Genomic DNA, 22,226 nt, shown 5'->3' with positions numbered 1-22,226 from the left:
TCGGGCGCCGGCCCCGTCAGGCCGAGGTGCGCTTGCGGGACGATGCCGTCTTCTTCGTCCCGCTGCCGCCGCTCGACGACGTCTGCTTCTTCGCCGCCGTCTGCGTTGCCGTCTTCTTCGCGGTCGACCGGCTTCCGGTGGCCTTCTTCGCCGTCGACGTGGACTTCTTTCCGCCGGTGGACTTGGGGGTGGACTTCTTCGCCGCCGCGGTGCTGCCCTTCCTGGACTGGGTGGACGGCTTCCCCGACGTCTTCTTGATGGGGTGCACGTCGGCCATCTCGTCGTCGCCCCCGTCCTCCGCCCGTGCGTTCTCCTCGCCCCGGGACTTCTTCGCCGCCTGCACGCTGTTCTCCAGGGCCGCGATCAGGTCGATGACCTTGCCGCCGCCCGCCTCCCCGGACTCGGCCGGGCGCACGGTCTCCCCGGAGGCCTTCGCGGCGATGAGTTCCTCCACCGCCTCCCGGTAGTCGTCGTGGAGGCTGTCCATGTCGACCTCGCCGAGGGTGTCCATCAGGGCGTCCGCCAGATCGAGTTCGGCGTCGCGGACCGTGACGTCGCCCTCCGGCGCGACGCCCTCGGGGGCGCGGATCTCGTCGGGCCAGAGCAGTCCGTGCATGGCGATCACGTCGTCCACGACGCGGAGCATGCCGAGCCGTTCGCGGCCGCGCAGGGCGTACTTGGCGACGGCGACCTTGTTGCTGCGCTTGAGGGCCTCGCGCAGCAGGGTGTACGGCTTGGCGGCGGGTACGCCGTTGGCGGAGAGGTAGTACGCCGCGTCCATCTGGAGCGGGTCGATCTGGTCCGAGGGCACGAAGGCGACGATCTCGATGGTCTTCGCGGTGGGCAGCGGGAGCTGGGCGAGGTCCTCGTCGGTGATCGGGATCATCGTGCCGTCGGCGTCCTCGTAGGCCTTGCCGATCTCACCGCCCGAGACCTCTTCCTCGTCCAGTTCGCAGACCTTGCGGTACCGGATCCGGCCACCGTCGGCGAGGTGGACCTGCCGGAAGTGGATCGAGTGGTTCTCGGTGGCGTTGACCAGTTTGATCGGGATGCTGACCAGCCCGAAGGAGATCGCGCCGTTCCATATGGACCTCACCGTTCACCCCTTGTCGACCGTGGAGGACGCTCTGGCGAATAGAGACGCTATGTTCTGATTTCGTGTGACTCTTATCGTATGACGCCGATCACCGAGGTGGAGGGGCGACGGGTCCCGCTCAGCAATCTCGACAAGATCCTGTATCCGGCCACGGGAACGACCAAGGGCGAGGTGCTGCACTACTACGCGGCCACCGTGGGCAGCGTGATCCTGCCCCAGCTCGCCGACCGCCCCGTGTCCTTCCTGCGGTATCCGGACGGGCCGGGCGGCCAGGTCTTCTTCACCAAGAATCCGCCACCCGGTACCCCCGCCTGGGTGGAGACCGCCCCTGTCCCCCGGAGCGAGGACCAGGGCGCCCGGCAGGTGGTCGTACGCGATCTGGCCTCGTTGATGTGGGCGGCGAACCTGGTGGTGGAGTTCCACACCCCGCAGTGGCGGACGGCTACACCGCGGGTCGCCGACCGGATGGTCTTCGACCTGGACCCCGGCTCCCCCGCGACCGTCGTGGAGTGCTGCGCGGTGGCGCTCTGGCTGCGGGAGCGGCTCGCGGCGGACGGGCTGGCGGCGTACGGGAAGACGTCCGGGTCCAAGGGGCTGCATCTGCTGGTTCCGCTGGAGCCCACGCCGTCCGGCGAGGTGTCCGCGTACGCGAAGCGGCTCGCCCTGGAGGCGGAGAAGGCCCTTCCGGCGCTGGCCCTGCACCGGATGAAGCGCTCCCTGCGACCGGGCAAGGTCTTCGTCGACTTCAGCCAGAACTCCGCGTCGAAGACGACCGCCACGCCCTACACGCTGCGCGCCCGCCCCGAGCCCACCGTCTCGGCCCCCGTGACCTGGGACGAGATCGCGGGGTGCCGGGAGGCCGGGGCCCTGGTGTTCCGCGCCGGGGACATGGCCGCCCGGCTGGACCGGCACGGTGATCTGCTCGCCCCGCTGAACGACCCGGGGCAGGGTCGCCCGGTCCCCCGCACCGCCGAAACATCGTGACCCGGTCATGACCTGGTTACGGGCGCGAGGAAAGGCCACAAGTGGCGGGTGGATTGTCGGAGCCGTGGTGCACACTCTGCGCAGGCGCTTTCTGCGGGGCGCGCCGGGAGGGGTGTGACGGGCAGGACACGCCGCGTGGCGTGCCGGTCCGGGCGCTGTCGTGATCGTGGGGAGGGGATGGCGTGTTCTCGGGGATCGACGAGGTCGACTGGGCTTCGATGGAGCATGCCTACGGGCCGGCCGACGACGTACCGGAGCTGCTGCGGGGGCTCGCGTCGGACGATCCGGCGGAGCGGGAGGCCGCGCTCGACGGCATGTACGGGGCGGTGCACCACCAGGGCGATGTGTACGCGTGCACGCTCGCGTGCATCCCGTTCCTGTTCGAGCTGGTCGTGGACCCGGGGGTGCAGGACCGGGGCGGCGTCGTCGAACTGCTCACCAGCATCGGGGGCTTCGACCTCGACGAGGACGACGAGGCGGAGATCGACGAGGACGAGATCGAGGGCGCCGCGAACTACGCGATGGCGGCGGCCGCGGTCACCGCGGGCGCCGGGGTGTTCTTCGAGCTGATCGCCGACGAGGACCCCGGGGTGCGGCTCGCGGCCCCGCTGGCCCTCGCCACGCTGCACCGGCACCCCGTGCGGGTGCTGGCCCTGCTGCGCGAGCGGCTGCCGGTGGAGCCCGACGAGGAGGTGCGGCTCGCCCTGGTGGAGGCGGCCGGACGGGTCGCCCTGCGGCACCGGCCGCTGGCGGAGCGGGTCGGTGAGTGGCTGGGCCTGCTGGCCTCCCGGGCCGGCTCCCCGGGGCTGCGGCTCGCGGCCCTGGCCCAGCTGGCACGCTGTTCGCCCGACGGGCTGCCCGGCGATGTGGTGCCGGTGGTCTCGGGGCTGCTGCGCGAGATGCGTTCGGCGCCGGACGAGTCCGGCAGCCCGGAGGAGCCCGACGCTCCGGGAGCGGGCGCCCCTCCCGGGGGGACCGCCGCGCGGGACGACGACGAGCCCGAGCCCGTGGCCTCGGCGGAGACCGGGCGGGGCGAGCACGTCGTGACGCCGACGCTCGTGGGACAGCTGCGCTCGCTGTCCGCCCAGGAGAACGCCGGGCGCGGCGCCCCCTGGGCCGCGGACCTGCTGCGCACCCTGCACGTCGGCCTCGACGACCGGGTGGGCGACCGCACCGCGCTGCTCGCCGACCAGTTGCGCAGCCCCGACCGCCGTCAGCGCATCGATGCCGTGCGGATGAGCGGCGGGCTCATACGGGCCTGGCGCGGCCCCTACGAGGAGTTGGTGGCGCTCGTCGGCGAGCAGCTGTCCGACCCGGAGCCCCGGCTCGCCGAGGCCGCGTCCCACGTGCTGGAGGAGCTTTTCCAACTCGCCGCGCCCGCCGCCGACGCCCTGGCCGCCCGGCTGGCCGCCGATCCCGGGGGCTGGGTCAGGACCTGGGCCGGCGGTCCGCCCGGACTCGGCTCCACCGTGAAGGCCCTGGCCCGGCTCGGCGACGCCCGCGCGGTGCCCGCGCTCGCGGCGGCGCTGGAGCGGGAGCAGGTGGCGCACGACGTGGGGTTCGCGGTGGGCCACCTGGGGGCGGCGGCCCGGCCGCTCGCCGGCGCGCTGCGGCGCAGACTCGCGGAGGTGGAGCTGGACGAGGGCGCCTACGACCGCGCGAGCCCGCTGCTGGCCGGGCTGACCGCGCTCCGGGCGGGCGAGGCGGCCCCCGAGGTGCTGCGGGTGCTGCGCGGGGCGCCGGAGTACCGGGGCGAGTGGCTGCGTACGGCGGCCCTGCGGGCGCTGGGGGCCTTCGGGCCCGCCGCGCGGGAGGCCGTCCCCGAGCTGCGGGCGCTGATCCGCCGGCCGGGTACGGCCTCCGCGACGGAGGCGGCCGAGGCGCTGTGGGCGGTCTCCGGGGACGCGGACGCGGTGCTGCCGGTGCTGATCGAGGGCCTTCAGTCGGACCAGGTTCACGACCGGCGGGCGGCGGCGGTGGCGCTGGGGGCGCTCGGGCCGCGCGCCGCGGTGGTCGCGCCCCGGCTGCGCGGGCTGCTGGCCCACGAGGAGCTGTGGCTGCGGGTCGATGCGGCGATCGCGCTGTGGGAGGTGTCCGGCCGGTCGCGGGAGAGCGTCGCGGCGCTGCTCGCCGCCTGGGAACAGAACCGCCACGTCCGGGTCCGGGTGGCAGAATGCCTGGCACGGATGGGGCCGGTCCCCGAGGGGTCGGCCGCAGCACACGTCCTGCGGGGCGAACTCGTCTCCGTACGCCGTCACAACGCGATGGACGGCGGGTACGGCAGTCATGACATCCACGAGGACGAAAAGCTCCTGGCACTGTGCCGGCAGGCGCTCCGGGGGACGGGGAAAGGAAGCACGCCGTGATCATTTTCGGTACCAAGGGCTACCTCTATCAGCTGGCCGTCCTGACGATGGTGTGCGGCTGGTGCGGCAACCCGGCGGCGCACACCCTGCGCAAGCGCGTCACGAAGTTCACGCTGTTCTTCGTGCCGCTGTTCCCGTTCTCGACGAAGTACGCCACGCAGTGCACGTTCTGCGGCGGGGAGCGGCAGATACCCCAGGAGGAGGCGGACCGGCTGCTCGCCCAGGCCGCGGCCGGGCAGGACGGCAACGCCTACGGCCGGGCCCCGCAGCGGCCCGGCGTCACGCCGCCGGGACAGAACCCGTACCAGAGCTGACCCATCGCCGGTCGGGACCGGCGCCGGCCCTGCGGCGGGCTCGGAGCCACGCAATGTACGCAGTGGTGCGAACCGGGCATTGCACACGGCCACCCCATTAGGGTGTGAAGCCTCTGTCGTCGAGGAGGAGGCGAGAGTTGCGTCCGCACCGCGCCCCGGCGGCGACCCGCACCGTCGTGTCCGCCGTCGCCGCGCTCACCCTGCTGTCCGGCTGCGGCACGGCGGGCGGGCTGAGGAGCGCGGGGGAGGCGCCGTCGGCCGTCGAGCCCAAGAGCCTGTGGCCGGAGCTGCCGCCCGCCTCCTCCGCCCCGTACGACTACGGGGAGGGCGAGACCGCGCGGATCCCCGGGATCCGGGTCACCGGCGGTGATGTGCGGCGGCTGGACCCGGTGACCGTGACGCAGGCCGGGCTGAAGGCGAAGACGGACCGGGACAGCGGCCTGGACGAGCTGCCGGACTCCACCGTGCGGCAGATCAAGGCGTGCCGGACCGCTCCGGACGACTGCCCGGTCCTCCCGCCGTACTACCGCGACCTGACCGGCGACGGCAGGGACGAACTGGTGCTCGGCATCCGGATGCCCGACCGGCAGCTCGCCGTGCGCGTCTACATGCCGGACGGGGGCGGGCTGACCCGGATCATGTCCACCTACGACGCCGTCATCAGCGTGGAGCTGGCGGGCCGGGATCTGATCATGCGGGCCCCTTCGGTCATCCCGGGGTACGAATACCGCACCGCCTGGTCCTGGGACGACCGGCAGCGCGCGATGCTGCCCACCCGGGACGAGATCCTGCGGACGCCCGAGCACCGGAAGGCCCCGGGCCACCGGCGCACGCCGACGGGCATGCCGGCCCCGTCCGCCGACGCCTCCTCGGATCCGGGCGCGTCGACGCCGTCCGGCTCCGCCACGGGGACGCGATGAGACGGCGCCGCCGCTTCCGCTCGCCCTCCTGGACCGCGAGCCTCACCTGGAAGTCCGCGGTCTTCCTGACCGCCATGTGCTGCACCCTGGCCGCCCTCCTCGGCATTCTCGTGCACACCGCCGTCACCCGGCAGACCGTCGAGCACGCCCGCGAGAAGGCGCTGGCCCGGCTGGAGGTCGTCACCGACGCGTACGAGGCCGGGGAGCCGCTGCCCCGGGGGTCCGGCATCGATCCGCCCGGACTGCCCGCCTCGCTGCGCTCCCTGGCCGCCGGCGGCGAGCGGGGCACCGTCGTCGCGGACGGGCCGCACCGTCCGGGCGACCCGGACGGCCAGGGCGGCCCGGCCATGTGGGCGGCGGGCCCGGCGGACGGGCGGGCGCTCGCCACCTGGACGGACTACAGCCACAGCGCCCGCACCATCGGCGGCCTCGACCGCGCGATCATCGGTTCCTCGCTGCTGGCCATCGCCGCCACCCTGCTCGTCGGGCTGTTCGCCGTCGGCCGGGTGACCCGCCGGCTCCACCAGAGCGCCCGGGTGGCCCGCCGGATCAGCGCGGGCGATCTCGACGCCCGGGTGAACGACCCGCGTACCGCGAGGCCGGTCCGGGCCCAGGACGAGGTGGCGATCGTGGCGGGCGCTCTCGACACGATGGCCTCGACCCTCCAGCGCAAGCTCCAGACCGAGCAGCGGTTCACCGCCGATGTGGCGCACGAGCTGCGCACCCCGCTGACCGGTCTGTCGGCCGCCGCCGAACTGCTGCCGCCGGGCCGCCCGGCGGAGCTGGTCCGGGACCGGGTGAAGGCGATGCGGGCGCTGACGGAGGACCTGCTGGAGATCTCCCGCCTCGACGCCCGTACCGAGCAGGTCGACCTCGCCGTGCACGATCTCGCGCCGATCGCGGAGCGGGTCGTCCGGGCGTCGGGCACCGACACCGAGGTACGGGTGAGCGGCGCGGCCCGGGTGGAGACCGACCGGCGGCGGCTGGAGCGGGTGATCGGCAACCTGGTGGCCAACGCCCACCGGCACGGGGAGCCTCCGGTGGTGCTGAGCGTGGACGGCGCGGTGGTCACCGTGACGGACCGCGGGCCCGGGTTCCCTGCGTATCTGCTGGACGGCGGACCGCAGCGGTTCCGCACGGACGGCGCGGGCAAGGGGCACGGCCTCGGGCTGACCATCGCGCTCGGCCAGGCCCAGGTCATCGGCGCCCGGCTGGACTTCGGCAGTGCGCCGGACGGCGGGGCGCTCGCCCGGTTGACCCTGCCGGAGTACGTGCGGCTCGACGACGCCGATTCCGACGGGAATCCCGGTGCGGACAGGGGTCGGCGGGGCCTGGACGACCCGGACGGCTCAACGGGGAACAGCCCTCACACATCGTGACGCGTTGCAGACCGCGAGTGGCGATTTTAGCGTGACGACCACGAGCCCAGCTCGTGTCCCCCACGTTCCGCTTTCTCATCGCATGGAGGCAGCATGTCCCCCCTGTCCCGCCCCTCGCGGCTCCGCCGGCTCGGTCTCTGCGTGGCCACCGGCACGCTCGCGGCGCTCACGGCCGCCGCTCCCGCCGCCATGGCGGCCGACCCCCAGCCCGTCGGTCAGCGTGCGGAGGCCACCGCTCCGGACCCGACGTCCGACGAGCTCTCCGCCTCGGCGCTCCAGCGCGAGCACGAGGCGCAGCAGAAGGAGGCCCGCCAGGAGGCGCAGCAGCAGGGCCAGGCGCGGCCCCAGGCGCCGAAGCGGACGTACAAGGGACGGGTCATCGCCAAGCCGTACCTGCTGCTCCGTGACAAGCCGACGCGCAGCAGCCGGATCGTCGGCTCGGTGAAGTACGGCTCGGTCGTCAACATCTTCTGCAAGACGCAGGGCGACAACGTCGACGGCAACAACCGCTGGTACCTGCTGACCGACGGCACCTGGGCCTGGGGTTCGGCCCGCTACATCGAGAACATCGGCGCCGCGCCGAAGTGGTGCTGACCTCGCATCACCCGCACATCCGCACCCGCGCCCGCCCGTGGAGCCCGGCCCCTGTCGCCGCGCGCTCCACGGGCGGGCGCATGCGTCCTCCACGGCGGGTGCGTACGCGGAGGGGGCCCCGGAATCGGGAAGGTGCGGCATAGCAAAGGTGTGACATAAGGGAAATACCGCCCTCCTCTTGCTACGTTGCGGAGCATGACCGCAACGAGGGCGGACGCTCCCCCGCCCGAGCTCCGCCTCCCCAAGCGGCGCGGGATGGAGCTCACCCTCCTCGTGGGGGGCGTCCTGATCTCCGTCTTCGGCTACGCGGCGGTCGGGCTCACCCACGACGGCGCCGTGCCGCCGGACGTCGCCGGGTACGGTGCCGGGCTCGGGGCGCTCGCGCTGCTCGCCCATGCCGCGGTGCGCTTCCGGGCCCCGTACGCCGATCCGCTGCTGCTGCCGATCGCCGTCCTGCTCAACGGCCTCGGCCTGGTGTTGATCTACCGGCTCGATCTGGAGACGCCGAGGGACCAGGCCGCGCCCACCCAGCTCGTCTGGTCCACGCTCGGCGTCGCGCTGTTCACCGCCGCGGTGGTGCTGCTGCGCGATCACCGGGTGCTCCAGCGGTACGCGTATCTCTCGGTGGCCACGGCCCTGGTCCTCCTGATCGTGCCGATCTTCTTCCCGGCGGTGAACGGGGCGAAGATCTGGATCCGGGTCGGCGGACTCTCCTTCCAGCCCGGGGAGTTCGCGAAGATCCTGCTGGCGGTGTTCTTCGCCGCCTATCTGGCCGCCAACCGCAACGCGCTCGCGTACACCGGCCGCAGGGTGTGGAAGCTGCAACTGCCGGCGGGCCGGGTGCTCGGGCCCATCGTGGCGATCTGGCTGCTGAGCGTCGGCGTGCTGGTGCTGGAGCGCGACCTCGGCACCTCGCTGCTCTTCTTCGGGCTGTTCGTCATCATGCTGTACGTGGCGACGGGCCGGACCGGCTGGATCGCGGTGGGCCTGCTTCTGGCGGCCGTCGGGGCGTTCGTCGTCGGGTCCTTCGAACCGCATGTCCACGGCCGGGTGCAGGACTGGCTCGACCCGTTCGCCTCGATCGACGCGGGGCGGGGGCCGGGCCAGCTCGCCCAGTCGCTGTTCGCGTTCGCGGCGGGCGGGATGTTCGGGACGGGGCTCGGCGCCGGGAACTCCATCCTGATCGGCTTCGCCGCGAAGACCGACTTCATCCTGGCGACGGCCGGTGAGGAGCTGGGGCTGAGCGGGCTGACCGCGATCTTCCTGCTCTACGCGCTGCTCGTGGCGCGCGGCTACCGGGCCGGGCTCGCCCTGCGCGACCCGTTCGGCCGGCTGCTCGCCATCGGTCTCGCCTCGATCCTGGCGCTCCAGGTGTTCGTGATCGCGGGCGGGGTGATGGGGCTGATCCCGCTGACCGGGATGGCGATGCCGTTCCTCGCGCAGGGCGGCTCGTCCGTCGTCACCAACTGGATCATCGTGGCGCTGCTGATCCGGGTCAGCGATGTCGCGCGCCGCCCCCACCCGGAGCAGGTGGAGACCGGGGTCGTCGCGGCGGCCGTGGAGGAGGGAAACCGGTGATCCGCTACATCCGGCGGGCCGCCGCCTTCTGTCTCCTGCTGCTCGTGGCGCTGCTCGTCAACGCGGCCCGCGTCCAGCTCTTCGAGGCCGACGAGCTGGACGACAACCCGGCCAACCGCCGTTCCGCCATCGTCCGTTACGACCAGCCGCGCGGGAACATCCTGGTCGGCGACCGGCCCGTGACCGGCAGCAAGGAGACCGGCGAGCAGCTCAGCTTCGAGCGCACCTATCTGCACGGCCCGCTGTACGCGCCGGTGACCGGATACGCCTCGCAGACGTACGGCACCACGCTGATCGAGAACGCCGAGGACGCCGTGCTCTCCGGTACGGACTCGCTGCTGGCCCCGCTGCCCTTCTGGAACGAGTTCACCCGGGGCCGGCAGCCGGGCGGCGATGTCGTCACCACGATCAGGGCGTCGATGCAGCAGGCCGCGTACGACGGGCTGCGCGGGCGGCGGGGCGCGGTGGCGGCCCTGGATCCGTCGACGGGTGCGATCCTGGCCCTGGTCTCGACCCCGTCGTACGACCCCGAGCGGCTGTCCGGGACCGGTGCGGCGGTGACCGACGCGTGGTCCCGGCTGAACGCCTCCACGAGCATGCCGATGCTCAACCGGGCCATCCGGCAGACCTATCCGCCGGGCTCCACCTTCAAGATCGTGACGGCCGCGGCAGCCCTGGACTCCCGGGTGGTGACGGACCCCGACGCGGCCACGGACACCCCGTCGCCGTACGTCCTGCCGGGAACGGACACGACCCTGCCGAACGAGGCCCGGGGCTGCGAGAACGCGTCGCTGGCGGACGCGATCCGGGTCTCCTGCAACACGGTGATGGCCCATCTGGGGGTGGAGGTCGGCCTCGACGGGATGGTGGAGACGGCGGAGAGGTTCGGCTTCAACGACACGGGGCTGCGCATTCCGTCCGGGGTGGCCAGGAGCAACTTCGACACGGACATGAGCGAGGACCAGCTCGCCCTGTCCTCGATCGGGCAGTTCAACACGAAGGCGACCCCGCTCCAGATGGCGATGGTCGCCTCGGCGGTGGCCAACGGCGGGGACCTGCGGCGCCCGCATCTGGTGGACCGGGTGACCACGAACACCGGCCACACGGTCCGGCAGGAGCGGTCGGAGTCGTACGAGCGGCCGATGAACCCGGCGACGGCGGTGCAGCTCCAGCGGATGATGGTCGAGGTGGTGGAGAACGGCACCGGGTCGAAGGCGGCGATCGACGGGGTCCGGGTCGGCGGCAAGACCGGCACCGCCCAGCACGGCGTCGACAACTCCGGTCTGCCGTACGCCTGGTTCATCTCCTGGGCCCAGGCCGCCGACTCGGGCCGCCCCGCCGTCGCGGTGGCGGTGGTGGTGGAGGACGCCGCCGCCGACCGGGCCGACATCAGCGGCGGCGGCAGCGCGGCCCCGATCGCCCGGGCCGTGATGGAGGCGGCGCTGGAGGAGCAGGAGTAGTCCGGGCTCCGAGTCCGTTGCGGGGCCCGCACCGGCAGACTGGCCGCATGACACCTGCGACCTCCGCCGTTGCGCGGGCCCTGGAGCGGATCGAGCGCCTGGACCCGGCGCTGCACGCGTTCATCGAGGTCTGGCCAAAGACCGCGTCGGCCCGGGAGCGGGAAGCCGTGGCCCGGCGACTCCCCCTGGGCGGGCTGCCGTTCGCGGTGAAGGGCCCCTCCGGCATCCGGTCGTACGCGGCCCGCCGGCTGATCGCGGCAGGCGGGGTCCCGGTGGGCGCGACCTCGGTGCCCGGCCCCGGCGCCGTCTGGCAGACCTGGGGGCAGGGCGCGCACGGCCGTACGGTCAACCCGTGGCGGGCGGACCGCACTCCGGGCGGATCCTCGGCCGGGTCGGCGGTCGCGGTGGCGACCGGAATGGCGGAGGCGGCGACGGGCAGCGACGGGGCCGGCTCGGTCCGGATCCCGGCCGCCTGGTGCGGAGTGTTCGGACTGAAGACGACGAACGGGCTGCTGCCCTCCCCCGACCGGACCGGGCTGGCCTCCGCCGGGGTGCTCGCCCGGTCGGCGGCGGCAGCGGAGCCGTGTCTGCGCCGGGTGCTGGACGGCGGCGGCGCGCCGGACGGGGCCCCCGACCGGCCGCCCCCGGGTCTCCCTCTGCCCGCCGTGTACAGCGAGGGCCTCGGGTTCGCGGAGGTGGACCCGGAGGTGGCGGCCGTCGTCCGGGCGGCCGTGGACCGGCTCGTCGCGGCGGGGACCGTACGCCTGCTGGACCGTGACGCCGGGCTGCTCGACCCGGCGGGCGCCTGGACCGCCGTACGGGGCGGCTCGCCGGACGACCCGGAGACGGTGCGGGTGCGGCGGACGAACGACGAGCGGCTGGACGCGCTGCTCGTCGGCGGGGCCCTGCTGCTGACCCCGGCCACCCCGAACCGGCCGCACGGCCACGAGGGCCCGGGAACCCGCTACTCCACGGCGCTCACCTGGGCGTTCAACCTGAGCGGGCACCCGGCGGCGAGCCTGCCCGCCGGGTTCACCGGGGACGGCTGCCCGGTGGGGCTCCAGATGGTGGCACCGCGCGGTGCGGACCTGGAGCTGCTCGCCGCGGCCCGCGCCGTGGAGGACGCCCTGCCCCCGGCGCGGACGCCGCCCCGGGCCGGGCGGGACTGAGCGGCGGGTCAGCCGAGCGGCCGGCGGGCCTCCTCACGGACCTTGGCCGTCTCCGCCGCGACCGCCGCCAGGTCGATGGACTGGGGATCCTTGAGCAGGGTCTCCGGGCGGATCACCCCGATCATCGCGGCGGTGTTGTCGTCACCCCAGGCGCACATGGGGATGTTGGCGATGCCGCCGGACTCCTTCGACCGCACGACCTGGCACTCGATCGTGATCGAGTGCCCCTCGGGCCGGAACGTCTTCGGGGGCACGACGAGCGTCGCGCCATCGGCCTCCGCCGCCCCCTCCATGATCTTGCCGCGCATGAAGTCGGGGCTGGCCAGCCGCCCGTACATCCCGGAGAGCACCAACGCGCCGCCCTTGGCCGAGGTGTACTGCGCGACGACCGCCTCCGCGTCCCGGATGCTGGCGTCGGGGGTCTTCTCGATCTCCTCGCCCTCGGTCTCCGAGAGGTCCTGCTCCAGGCTGAACTCGCCGTCCAGGAGCTTCTGCTGCACGGCGAGTTCGTACTCAGCCTTCGGATACACCAGGTCGGCGCCCTTGTCGGCGAGCTGGGTGACGCCGAAGACGATCCCGCCCGCCGCCACGACCGCGCCGACCGCGATCCCGATGATCAGCCCGGTCCGCTTGCGGCGCGGGGGCTGCGGGCCCTGGGGCGGCCAGCCGCCACCGGTGCCGGGAGGGCCGGGCTGCCCCCAGCCGCCCTGCTGGGGCGGGGGCGGCGGCTGCTGCGGGTAGCCGTAGGGCTGCTGGTGCGGCACGGCACCCGGCGCGGCCGGCGGCGGGCCGCCGTACGGGTTCTGCGGGTGCGGCGGCCCGTACGGGCCCTGCGGCGGGTGGGGCGGGGTGGTCATGCGCTCACGGTACGGCAGCTTCGCGAACAGGATTTCGACGCGACGGATATCGGTACCAGGTCGAAAGCAAGGTGTCCCGGTCCGCCGCACCAAGCCGCCTCAGGCCGGCGTCTCGGGCCGGAGCATCAAACGGATCTCGGACGGCGGCACCGAGGCATCTCGGGCCGGCGTCTTGGCCGGCGCATCGAGGTGGCTCAGGCGGCCGCCTCGCCGCCTTCCTCGATCGCCTCCGCGACCTCCGCCACCCGGGCCTCCTCCTCGGCGGCGAAGCGGTCGCGGTCCAGTTGCTCGGCTATCTCCTCGTCCTGGGACATCAGCAGGTCGAGGTTGGAGTCGCCGAGTTCGAGGACGCCCATGTCGACGTACGCCTTCTGGAGGCGCGGGCCCCACAGGCCGATGTCCTTGACACAGGGGACGATGCGGCTGAAGAGCAGCTTCCGGAAGAGCTGGAGGTACTCCGAGTGCTCCGAGAGGTCCTTCGCCTCCTGCTTGCCGATGCCGAAGTTCTCCAGGACCTCGACCCCGCTGAGCCGGTCCCGCATCAGGTAGCAGCCCTCGATGACGAACTCCTCGCGCTCGCGCAGTTCGGCGTCGCTCAACTGCTGGTAGTAGTCGCGCAGGGCCATTCGCCCGAAGGCGACGTGCCGGGCCTCGTCCTGCATGACGTACGCGAGGATCTGCTTGGGCAGCGGCTTGGTCGTGGTGTCGCGGATCATCCCGAAGGCGGCCAGCGCCAGACCCTCGATGAGGACCTGCATCCCGAGGTAGGGCATGTCCCAGCGGGAGTCGCGCAGGGTGTCGCCCAGCAGCCCCTGGAGGTTGTCGTTGACCGGGTAGAGCATGCCGATCTTCTCGTGCAGGAACCGGCCGTAGATCTCCGCGTGCCGGGCCTCGTCCATGGTCTGGGTGGCGGAGTAGAACTTGGCGTCCAGGTCGGGGACGGACTCCACGATGCGCGCCGCGCACACCATCGCGCCCTGCTCGCCGTGGAGGAACTGGCTGAACTGCCAGGAGGTGTAGTGCTTGCGCAGCTCGCCCCGGTCCCTCTCCGTCATCTTCGCCCAGTGCGGCGTCCCGTACAGGGTGAGCGCCTCGTCCGGGGTGCCGAGCGGGTCGGCGGGGTCGACCTCCAGGGACCAGTCGATGCGCTTGTTGCCGTCCCACTGCTTGTCCTTGCCCTTCTGGTAGAGGGCGAGGAGGCGTTCGCGGCCGTCGTCGTAGTCCCAGCTGAACCGGGCGGCTCCGGTGGCGGGGACCTGCCAGATCGGTTCGGCGGGCGGGGTGATGTAGAGCTCATGGGTGGACACGGACGGCTCCTTCGCCTCGGACAGCGGGACGTGATCGACAAGTTCCGTGACGCCGAAGGCAGTTGAGCGCGTGCGTCAGCCGCCTCCCCGGCAGGTTCACACGTTGGTAGACATCGGGTCAACAAGTCGGACGGAACCGTGCGCAAGGGATTGACGGCCTTGCTGACGAGCAGTCTCATAAGGAGTGACCGCCGGTGACCCCCGTTCTCCGTGACCCCCGTTCCCCGTACTCCCTGTTCCCAGTGACTCCTGTTCCTGATGACCCCGGTTCCTGATAACTCCTGTTTTCGGTCCCCCTGTGTGAGGTGCTCCCGCCATGACGACCGTCACCGCTCGCGATATGACCCTGCTCCGCGACGCGCTCGGGCCGCTCCGCGACCGCGAGCAGATCGCCCTGCGGCTGCTCGAATCCTCGGCCAAGCACTCCTTCGACCCCGACACCGAACTCGACTGGGACGCGGCCGTCGAGGAGGGCAAGTGGTTCTGGCCGCCCGAGCTGCTCTCGCTGTACGGGACCCCGATGTGGGACCGGATGTCCGAGGAGCAGCGGCTCGACCTCTCCCGGCACGAGGCGGCGGCCCTGGCCTCGCTCGGCATCTGGTTCGAGATCATCCTGATGCAGCTGCTGGTGCGGCACATCTACGACAAGCCCGTCACCAGCAACCACGTCCGCTACGCGCTCACCGAGATAGCCGACGAGTGCCGGCACTCGATGATGTTCGGCCGCATGATCGACTGGGGCGGCGCCCCGACGTATCCGGTGCCGCGCGTCTACCACAACCTCGCGCGGGTCCTGAAGACCGTCTCCACCACCCCCGGTTCGTTCGCCGCGACCCTGCTCGGCGAGGAGATCCTCGACTGGATGCAGCGTCTGACCTTCCCGGACGAGCGGGTGCAGACCCTGGTGCGCGGAGTGACCCGGATCCATGTCATCGAGGAGGCCCGGCACGTCCGGTACGCCCGGGAGGAGCTGCGCCGCCAGATGGTGACCGCCCCGCGCTGGGAGCGGGAACTGACCAAGGTCAGCTGCGGCGAGGCGGCCCGGGTGTTCTCCGTCTGCTTCGTGAACCCGCAGGTGTACGAGAACGTCGGCCTGGACCGCCGGGAGGCCGTCGCCCAGGTGAAGGCGAGCGGGCACCGCGCGGAGGTCATGCAGTCCGGCGCGAAACGGCTCACCGACTTCTTCGACGACATCGGGCTGCTGAACGGCGTCGGCCGCCGGCTGTGGCGAAGCTCCGGTCTGCTGGCCTAGGGCCTTTCGTTGAGATCAGGTCGCATCAGGGAGCGGTCCAGTGCGTGCAGCTGCAAGGCGGAGCATTGAGGCAACGCGATGGGGTCTCCCCTGCTCGAGCGAAGCCGAGAGTTTGGGGAAGTTGGTGATCGACGACAACGCGGCAGGGGCCCCTCCCTGCTCGAGCGAAGCCGAGAGCTTGGGGGAGTGCGTGCCGGACCCCGCGAGCCCGACATGATCCAAACGAAAGGCCCTGAGGTGTACCGGCCGACAGCGTCTAGGCTCGGCGGCATGACCTCAACCGCCGCAGTCCCGCCGCCCCGGGCGACGTACCGCAGGCTCAGCGTCGAGGAGCGCCGCGCCCAGCTGCTGCTCGCCGCGCTGGGCCTCTTCGCCCACCGGGCGCCCGACGAGGTCTCGCTCGACGAGGTGGCGGTGGCGGCCGGGGTGTCCCGGCCGCTCGTCTACCGCTACTTCCCGGGCGGACGGCAGCAGTTGTACGAGGCCGCGCTCGGTTCGGCGGCGGACGAGCTGACGCTGTGCTTCACCGAACCGCCGGTGGGGCCGCCGACCGAGCGGGTGGCCCGGGTCCTGGACCGTTATCTGCGTTTCGTCGACGAACACGACACCGGGTTCAGCGCCCTGCTGCGCGGCGGGAGCGTCGTGGAGACCTCCCGGACGACGACGATCGTGGACGGGGTGCGCCGGGCGGCGGCCGACGAGATCCTGCGGCACCTCGGGCGGATGGGCGGGGCCGGGGAGCAGCCCGCCGGGCCGAGGCTGCGGATGATGGTGCGCAGTTGGATCGCGGCCGTCGAGGCGGCCTCGCTGATGTGGCTGGACGACGGGAAGCAGCCCGCCGCGGCCGAGCTGCGCGGCTGGCTGGTCGACCATCTGATCGCCCTGCTCGCCGCGACCGCGGCCACCGACCCGGAGACCGCCGCCGTCGTGAGCGACCTGCTGGCCCTGGAGACCTCCGAGGGGCCGGCCGGACAGCTGATGGAACGGGTGATTCCCATCGTCGCGGAGGCGGCGCACCTGCTGCCCGCGCCCCCTGCGTCAGACTGACGGGGTGAAGAGCGAGAACACCCCTTTCCGCGGCGGCCCCCTGGACGGCCGGGTCCTGCCGATCCTGCTGGGCCCGACCGGCCATCCGCCGAAGTGGTACGAGGTCCCCGTGCCCTCCCCCGACGGCGGCCCCGCGACGGTGTACGCCTACCAGCGGGTCCCGGCCGGCTACACCAAGCGGCTCGGGCTCCAGCGCGGCTGGGTGTACGAGTACGCCCCCGGCGGCCGTGAGCACCGCACGCTCAAGTGGCCCTGGTCCAAACCGCCCCGCCGCGACTGAACGACGGCGGGCGGTCCTCGCGTACGGCACAGGCTCTAAGATCGACGGTCAGGCGCCGGGGACGGGCCATCCGGTCGCCGTACAACGGTCACAAGGGGGTGCGCCATGGAGGCGCTGCGTCAGGACGATCCACGCCGCTTCGGTCGCTTCACCGCGCTGGCCCGCTTCGACGAGGGCGCGAGCGCCGTGCGGTACGTGGCCCGGGATCTCGCGTCCGGCGAGACGGCCCTCGTCACCGCCGCCCGCCCCGAGCTGGCCGCCGTCCCCGTCTTCAGCCGCCGCTTCCAGGCCGAGGCCCGCACCGCCGACCGCCTCGCGGGCGGCTGGGTCGCCCCGCCCCTGGACCCCGGCGACGCGGCGGAGACACCCGCCGACGAGCCGGAACCGCTGTGGACGGCGGCGGGCTACGTCCCCGCGCTGCCGCTGGCCGAGGCGATCGGGATCGCCGGTCCGCTGCCCGAGCGTGCCCTGCGGATACTGGGCGCGGGCATCGCCGAGATCCTCTCCCGGGTGCACGCCGCCGGGTCCGTGCTCCAGGGCCTGGCCCCCAACACGGTGCTGCTGGCCGCCGACGGCCCCCGCCTCACCGCCTTCGGCCCGCTGGGCGCTGCGGCCTCGGCAGAGGCCCGCCCGGGCGGGCAGCTGTCGGTACGGCTCGGCTATCTGACGCCCGAACAGATCGAGGGCAAGGAGGTCTCCGCCGCGTCCGACCTCTTCGTGCTGGGGCTGCTCCTGGCGTACGCGGCGACCGGGACGACCCCGTTCACGGAGGGCCCGGCCGAGGAGGCCACCCGTCGGATCGCCGAGGACGAACCCGAACTCGACGCCGTACCGGAGGAGTTGCGCGAGCTGATCGCGAACTGCCTGGCGAAGGACCCGCGTCAGCGGCCCACGGCCGGCACGGTCGCCGCCGAACTGGCCCTGGAGGGCGCGGCGGGCCTCGCCCGGGGCGGCTGGCTGCCCGAACCGCTCGCGGCGGCGGTCGCGGACCAGGAGGCGCGGGTCCTGGCCCTGGAGGTGCCGGAGGAGGGGGACGCCACGGCGGATTCCGGTACGGCGGATGTCCCGGCGGCCCTCGAGGACGCCCGGCCCACGGACCCCCGGGCGCTCCGGAAGCCCGCCGACGCCGACGCGCCCGCGCCCGCGCGGAACACGGACGGGAACACGGACGGGAACGGCGATGGGGACGGGGACGCCGGTGAGGACCGGGGCACCACCCGCTTCCTCAACACCGGGCCGCGCCCGCCCCGGAACGACCGGCCCACCACCCAGCTCGCCCTCCCCCACGAACTCACCGCGCCCCAGGCCCCGGGCGCCCTCCCGGCGGCGCACCCCGCGCAGCCCGCCGCGCCCCTCGCCCTGCCCGCCGGCCCCGTCCCCCGCAGCAACCGGGACACACGCACGGCGGACCCGCCCCGTACCCCGCGGCAGCGCTCCCGGCCGGGCCCGCGGGTCCGGGCGGTCCCGGCGGTGGGCCGATGGTGTCGTTGCCGCTGCCTCCCGCACCGGCCCCGGCACCCGACCCCGCCGCGAGCCGCCGGACCCTGCTGACCATCGCGGCGGCGGCTGTCGGCGGGCTGATCGTGGGCGGCGGTTCGGTCGCCGCGCTCGGGTCCGGGGGCACCGCCGAGGCGACGGACGACAAGCCGGCGCCCAAGCCCCGCCCCACGCTCCCCGGGCAGGCTCCCGAGCCGCGCTGGATCTACGCGCACCCGGCCTCCGAGTCGTCCCCGCTCACCACCGCGCTCTGGCGGGACAAGCTGCTCGTGGTGACCAGCGAGAGCCAGGCCAGCGCCGTGGACCTGCGCACCGGCAAGCGGCTGTGGCAGCGCGCGGACGGGGCGAAGGGGCAGGCCGCGCTGGCGGCGGGCGCGGATCTGGTCTTCGTGGCGAGCCCGACGGAGTTCCTGTGGCTGTCGCCGAAGAACGGCAAGGTCGTGCACCGCGTGCGCTACACGGAGGCCTTCGACGACCTGCCGGGGCTCACCGTCGGGCGGCTGGCCGGGAGTTCAGGCCCGGTCATCTGGTTCACCGGGGCGCACACGGTCGTCGAGAAGGCCCCGAAGCCGAAGAAGGGCAAGAAGAAGGGCAAGGACAAGGAAGTCGTCGAGGCCTACTTCTTCGCGTACGACATCGTGCAGCGCAAGGAGCTGTGGCGCACCTCCGTGCCCGCGGGCCGCGACCCCGGCGCCCCCGCCTACCGGGTGGTCGCGGAGCGCTCCGCCGACGTCCTCGTACGGCAGGACGCGGCCAGTCTGACGGCTGCCGAGGTCAAGAAGGCCAAGGGGAAGGGGTCGGTCCGCTCGTTCGACCAGAAGACCGGCAAGTTGCTGTGGACCAAGCAGTACGGCGCCTCGTCCCTGGAGGCCGCCACCACGGGCGACGAGGACGGGACGCTGTACGCGGCGGTCGGCCAGGACCTCCAGGCCTTCGAGGCGGACACGTCGAAGCCGCTGTGGCGCGTCGAGGGCAGCAAGGACTCGTGGTTCGGCACCCCGCTGATCGCCGGGCCCCTGATCCACACCACCGAACGCAGCCGACTGGTCGGCGCGGTCGAGCGGGAGAGCGGCCGGCTCGTGTGGCGGCGCTCCACCGAGGTGCCGGGCACCGGCCCCGCCCCCTCGCTCACGCTGAGTGGCAGCGAGAAGACCCTGATCGCCGCCGACGCCGTCCAGGTCACCGCGTTCGCGGCAGCCGACGGCGAACGGCTGTGGAAGTTCCAGGACATCGGGTCGGCCGACCCGAAGGGGGAGACGGTCCGCGCGTCGTACCGGACGCTCGCCTTCGGCGAGACGGTCGTCGTCCAGCGGGACAGGTCCTTCTACGCCTTCCCGGTGGCCTGAGGCAGGCCGACACCCTCACGTCATCACCGCCGCCGTCCGGGGGAAGCCCCGGACGGCGCGCCGCGCGGTGCTTGCATCACCCGACACCGAGTGACCGGATTAATAGGATTCGCTCACTTATGGACGGGTCCACTGCCGGACCCCGTCTCCGTCACGGAGGTGATGTCGTGTCAGGCAGGATTCTGCGCGCGGTCTGCACGACCGTGCTGACCACGGCGCTCACGGTCTCGCCCGCCACCGTCGCAGCGGCCGAGCCGGGGCCCGTACCGTCGGAGGAGACCGGCGCGACGGACACGGACACGGACGCGACGGACGAAGAGGCGGCGGACGAAGACGCGGCGGACGCGGACGCAACGGACCAGGACGCGGCGGAGGTCGACGCCGAGACCGCCCTCGCCGCCCCCGAGGCGCCCAGGAGCGTCGCCGCCCTGCTGCGCGAACTCCAGACCCGCTACCAGGCGGCGGAGGAGGCGAGCGAGACCTACAACGCCACCGCCGAGAAGCTGAAGCAGCGCACCGCCCAGCTGAAGAAGGTGAACGCGGACCTGGCGAAGGCGCGGGCCGCGCTGGAGGTCAGCCGCGGGGACGCCGGGCGGCTGGCCCGGGAGCAGTACCAGGGGCGTACGGAGTTCTCCGCGTACCTCCGGCTGCTGCTGGCGCACGATCCCCAGCGGGCCCTGGACCAGAGCCATGTCGTGGGGCGGCTCGCGGCGAACCGCGCGGCGACGGTGGACCGGCTCACCGACGCAACCCGGCGGGCCGACCGGCTGGCCGCCGCCTCCCGCAAGGCGCTGGACCAGCAGAAGAAGCTGGCCGCACGGCAGAAGAAGCAGCGCGACGCCGTGAACGGCAAGCTCAGGGAGGTCGAAGGGCTGCTGGCCACGCTCTCCGAGGAGCAGATCGCGCAGCTCGCCGGTCTCGAACAGCGGGGGGTGGACAAGGCCCAGCGGGAGCTGGTGGCCTCCGGGGCCCTCAGCTCCACCCGGCCGCCCACCCGGCAGGGCGGCGCGGCGGTGGCGTACGCGGTCCGGCAGATCGGCAAGCCGTACGTGTGGGGAGCCGAGGGCCCCGACTCCTTCGACTGCTCCGGGCTCACCTCCCGGGCCTGGTCGGCGGCGGGGCGGACGATCCCGCGCACCTCGCAGGAGCAGTGGAAGCAGCTCCCGAGGGTGCCGGTCTCCGCGCTGCGCCCCGGCGACCTGGTGATCTACTTCCCGAAGGCCACCCATGTGGCGCTGTACATCGGCGACGGCCTGGTGGTGCAGGCGCCCCGCCCCGGCGCGAAGGTCAAGGTGTCACCGCTGGCGTCGAACCCGCTGCTGGGGGCCGTACGCCCCGACCCCGGCGGCACCCCGCTGTCCACGTACACCCGTCCGGAGCTGCCCGAGGGCGCACGCGACGGCGCGGACACGGGGTACGGCACGGACGCGGCGCCCGACGCCTCGTAGGCCGTCGGCAGCCCGCGGGAACGGATCGGCGGCCGGACCGGCGGTGCGGGACCGGCCGCCGAAGCGGTGATCGGGGCGCTCAGGCCCCGGCGACCGAGGCCAGGTAGGCGTTCGTCTTCTCGGGCTCGTAGAAGAAGTTCTCGAAGTCCGCCGGGTTGTTGAACCCGTTGGCGAAGCGGTTCGCGACCGGCTGGAGCTGACCGGCGGCGCCGATCAGGTTCAGCACGTGCTCCGGCGGGACGCCGAGCATGGCGTTGGTCCACTTGGTGACATGCTGCGCGGTCTCCCAGTAACGGTCGAACGTGGACTGCATCCACGCCGCGTCGAACTCCTTGTCGCCGTGCTCGATGATCGAGTCCAGGTAGGAGTTGGCGCATTTGGACGCCGAGTTGGAGCCCTGGCCGGTGATCGGGTCGTTGGCCACGACGACGTCCGCGACGCCGAGGACCAGGCCGCCGCCGGGCAGCCGTCCGATCGGCTTGCGGACCGTGGGGGCGTAGCGGCCGGCGAGGGTGCCGTTGGCGTCGGTCAGCTCGACCTTGGTGGCGCGGGCGTACTCCCACGGAGTGAACTTCTCCATCAGCTCCAGCGTCTTCGCCAGGTGCTCGGAGGGGTCCTTGATGCCCTGGAAGGCGTCGAGCGGTCCGCCCGGGATGCCCTCCCAGAAGAGGATGTCGGCGCGGCCGGAGGTGGTGAGCGTCGGCATGACGAACAGTTCGCCGACTCCCGGCACCAGGTTGCAGCGGACCGCGTCGAACTCCGGGTGCTCCGGGCGCGGGCCCATGCCGTGGACGTAGGCGACGGCCAGTGCGCGCTGCGGGGCGTCGAACGGGGAACGGGCCGCGTCGCGGCCGAACATGGAGACCAGCTCGCCCTTGCCCGCCGAGACCATCACGAGGTCGTAGGTGCGGGAGAAGTAGTCCAGGTCGGAGACGGCCGCCCCGTGGATGACGAGCTGCCCGCCGCGCTGGGCGAAGGTCTCCATCCAGCCGGCCATCTTCACGCGCTGGTCGACGGACTGGGCGTACCCGTCCAGCTTGCCGACCCAGTCGATGGCGCGGGAGGAGTCCGGGGCGGCGACGGAGACGCCGAGTCCCTCGATCTTCGGGGCCTGGGACTCCCAGAAGTTCAGCTGGTAGTCCCGCTCGTGCTGGAGCGCGGTGTGGAACATGCACTGCGTCGACATGACCCGGCCGGAGCGGATCTCGTCGGCGGTGCGGTTGGACATCAGGGTGACTTCGTAGCCTCTGGACTGCAGCCCCAGGGCCAGCTGGAGCCCGGACTGACCGGCTCCGACTATGAGTATCTTCCGCATCGCGGCTCTCCGTGCTC

The 22,226-nt window shown here is 73.1% G+C and carries 19 protein-coding genes; 15 read left to right on the top strand and 4 right to left on the bottom strand.

Features of this window, described 5'->3' with window-relative positions; all coding sequences use genetic code 11:
• Positions 1-16: 16 nt before the first annotated feature.
• Positions 17-1,096, bottom strand: a complete 1,080-nt coding sequence (ku, locus tag CCZ36_RS24785) for a non-homologous end joining protein Ku (RefSeq protein ID WP_128818591.1) — start codon at positions 1,094-1,096, stop codon at positions 17-19.
• A 78-nt stretch (positions 1,097-1,174) separates the two neighbouring features.
• On the opposite strand from ku, the gene ligD reads away from it, so the two are divergent.
• From ligD to CCZ36_RS24740, 9 genes are all read left to right on the top strand, one after another.
• On the top strand, positions 1,175-2,080 hold the full coding sequence (gene ligD, locus CCZ36_RS24780) for a non-homologous end-joining DNA ligase (RefSeq protein ID WP_069738940.1): 906 nt from the start codon (positions 1,175-1,177) through the stop codon (positions 2,078-2,080).
• A gap of 182 nt (positions 2,081-2,262) precedes the next feature.
• Positions 2,263-4,446, top strand: coding sequence for a HEAT repeat domain-containing protein (locus tag CCZ36_RS24775; RefSeq protein WP_128818590.1), 2,184 nt, complete (start codon positions 2,263-2,265; stop codon positions 4,444-4,446).
• Complete coding sequence (locus CCZ36_RS24770) at positions 4,443-4,760, top strand: zinc-ribbon domain-containing protein (protein ID WP_069740535.1); 318 nt, start codon at positions 4,443-4,445, stop codon at positions 4,758-4,760. The genes CCZ36_RS24775 and CCZ36_RS24770 overlap by 4 nt, the downstream gene beginning before the upstream one ends.
• 137 nt (positions 4,761-4,897) lie before the next feature.
• Positions 4,898-5,680: a hypothetical protein gene (locus CCZ36_RS24765; RefSeq protein WP_128818589.1), complete on the top strand. Its 783-nt coding sequence runs from the start codon at positions 4,898-4,900 to the stop codon at positions 5,678-5,680.
• On the top strand, positions 5,677-7,059 hold the full coding sequence (locus tag CCZ36_RS24760; protein WP_128818588.1) for a sensor histidine kinase: 1,383 nt from the start codon (positions 5,677-5,679) through the stop codon (positions 7,057-7,059). The genes CCZ36_RS24765 and CCZ36_RS24760 overlap by 4 nt, the downstream gene beginning before the upstream one ends.
• Before the next feature lie 93 nt (positions 7,060-7,152).
• Positions 7,153-7,653: an SH3 domain-containing protein gene (locus CCZ36_RS24755; RefSeq protein ID WP_069740538.1), complete on the top strand. Its 501-nt coding sequence runs from the start codon at positions 7,153-7,155 to the stop codon at positions 7,651-7,653.
• Positions 7,654-7,848: 195 nt separating this feature from the next.
• Complete coding sequence (locus CCZ36_RS24750; protein ID WP_069740539.1) at positions 7,849-9,231, top strand: FtsW/RodA/SpoVE family cell cycle protein; 1,383 nt, start codon at positions 7,849-7,851, stop codon at positions 9,229-9,231.
• Positions 9,228-10,691: a peptidoglycan D,D-transpeptidase FtsI family protein gene (locus CCZ36_RS24745; protein WP_128818587.1), complete on the top strand. Its 1,464-nt coding sequence runs from the start codon at positions 9,228-9,230 to the stop codon at positions 10,689-10,691. The genes CCZ36_RS24750 and CCZ36_RS24745 overlap by 4 nt, the downstream gene beginning before the upstream one ends.
• 47 nt (positions 10,692-10,738) lie before the next feature.
• On the top strand, positions 10,739-11,860 hold the full coding sequence (locus CCZ36_RS24740; protein WP_128818586.1) for an amidase: 1,122 nt from the start codon (positions 10,739-10,741) through the stop codon (positions 11,858-11,860).
• An 8-nt stretch (positions 11,861-11,868) separates the two neighbouring features.
• Here CCZ36_RS24740 and CCZ36_RS24735 read toward each other — a convergent pair whose 3' ends face one another.
• Positions 11,869-12,717, bottom strand: coding sequence for a hypothetical protein (locus CCZ36_RS24735; RefSeq protein ID WP_128818585.1), 849 nt, complete (start codon positions 12,715-12,717; stop codon positions 11,869-11,871).
• Between the two features lie 194 nt (positions 12,718-12,911).
• Positions 12,912-14,024 carry a ferritin-like domain-containing protein gene (locus CCZ36_RS24730; RefSeq protein ID WP_069740543.1) on the bottom strand — a complete coding sequence of 371 codons (1,113 nt, stop codon included), beginning with the start codon at positions 14,022-14,024 and terminating at the stop codon, positions 12,912-12,914.
• A 316-nt stretch (positions 14,025-14,340) separates the two neighbouring features.
• On the opposite strand from CCZ36_RS24730, the gene CCZ36_RS24725 reads away from it, so the two are divergent.
• From CCZ36_RS24725 to CCZ36_RS24700, 6 genes are all read left to right on the top strand, one after another.
• A complete protein-coding gene (locus CCZ36_RS24725) occupies positions 14,341-15,276 on the top strand; it encodes an AurF N-oxygenase family protein (RefSeq protein WP_069740544.1) in 936 nt (311 codons plus the stop codon).
• A 270-nt stretch (positions 15,277-15,546) separates the two neighbouring features.
• On the top strand, positions 15,547-16,323 hold the full coding sequence (locus tag CCZ36_RS24720; protein ID WP_069740545.1) for a TetR/AcrR family transcriptional regulator: 777 nt from the start codon (positions 15,547-15,549) through the stop codon (positions 16,321-16,323).
• Between the two features lie 4 nt (positions 16,324-16,327).
• Positions 16,328-16,603 carry a hypothetical protein gene (locus CCZ36_RS24715; RefSeq protein WP_010060248.1) on the top strand — a complete coding sequence of 92 codons (276 nt, stop codon included), beginning with the start codon at positions 16,328-16,330 and terminating at the stop codon, positions 16,601-16,603.
• Positions 16,604-16,708: 105 nt separating this feature from the next.
• On the top strand, positions 16,709-18,154 hold the full coding sequence (locus tag CCZ36_RS36535) for a protein kinase domain-containing protein (RefSeq protein ID WP_128818584.1): 1,446 nt from the start codon (positions 16,709-16,711) through the stop codon (positions 18,152-18,154).
• Positions 18,082-19,446, top strand: a complete 1,365-nt coding sequence (locus CCZ36_RS24705; protein WP_128818583.1) for an outer membrane protein assembly factor BamB family protein — start codon at positions 18,082-18,084, stop codon at positions 19,444-19,446. The genes CCZ36_RS36535 and CCZ36_RS24705 overlap by 73 nt, the downstream gene beginning before the upstream one ends.
• A 167-nt stretch (positions 19,447-19,613) precedes the next feature.
• On the top strand, positions 19,614-20,894 hold the full coding sequence (locus tag CCZ36_RS24700) for a C40 family peptidase (RefSeq protein WP_128818582.1): 1,281 nt from the start codon (positions 19,614-19,616) through the stop codon (positions 20,892-20,894).
• Between the two features lie 79 nt (positions 20,895-20,973).
• On the opposite strand, the gene CCZ36_RS24695 is transcribed toward CCZ36_RS24700, so the two are convergent.
• Positions 20,974-22,209 (bottom strand): styrene monooxygenase/indole monooxygenase family protein, encoded by a 1,236-nt coding sequence (locus CCZ36_RS24695; protein WP_069742908.1) that lies wholly within the window; start codon positions 22,207-22,209, stop codon positions 20,974-20,976.
• Positions 22,210-22,226 lie beyond the last annotated feature (17 nt).

Source organism: Streptomyces sp. S063 (genome assembly GCF_002832675.1).
GTDB lineage: Bacteria > Actinomycetota > Actinomycetes > Streptomycetales > Streptomycetaceae > Streptomyces > Streptomyces sindenensis.
The sequence above is the reverse complement of the archived record's forward strand: the minus strand, read 5'-3'. Positions and strand labels throughout refer to the sequence as shown.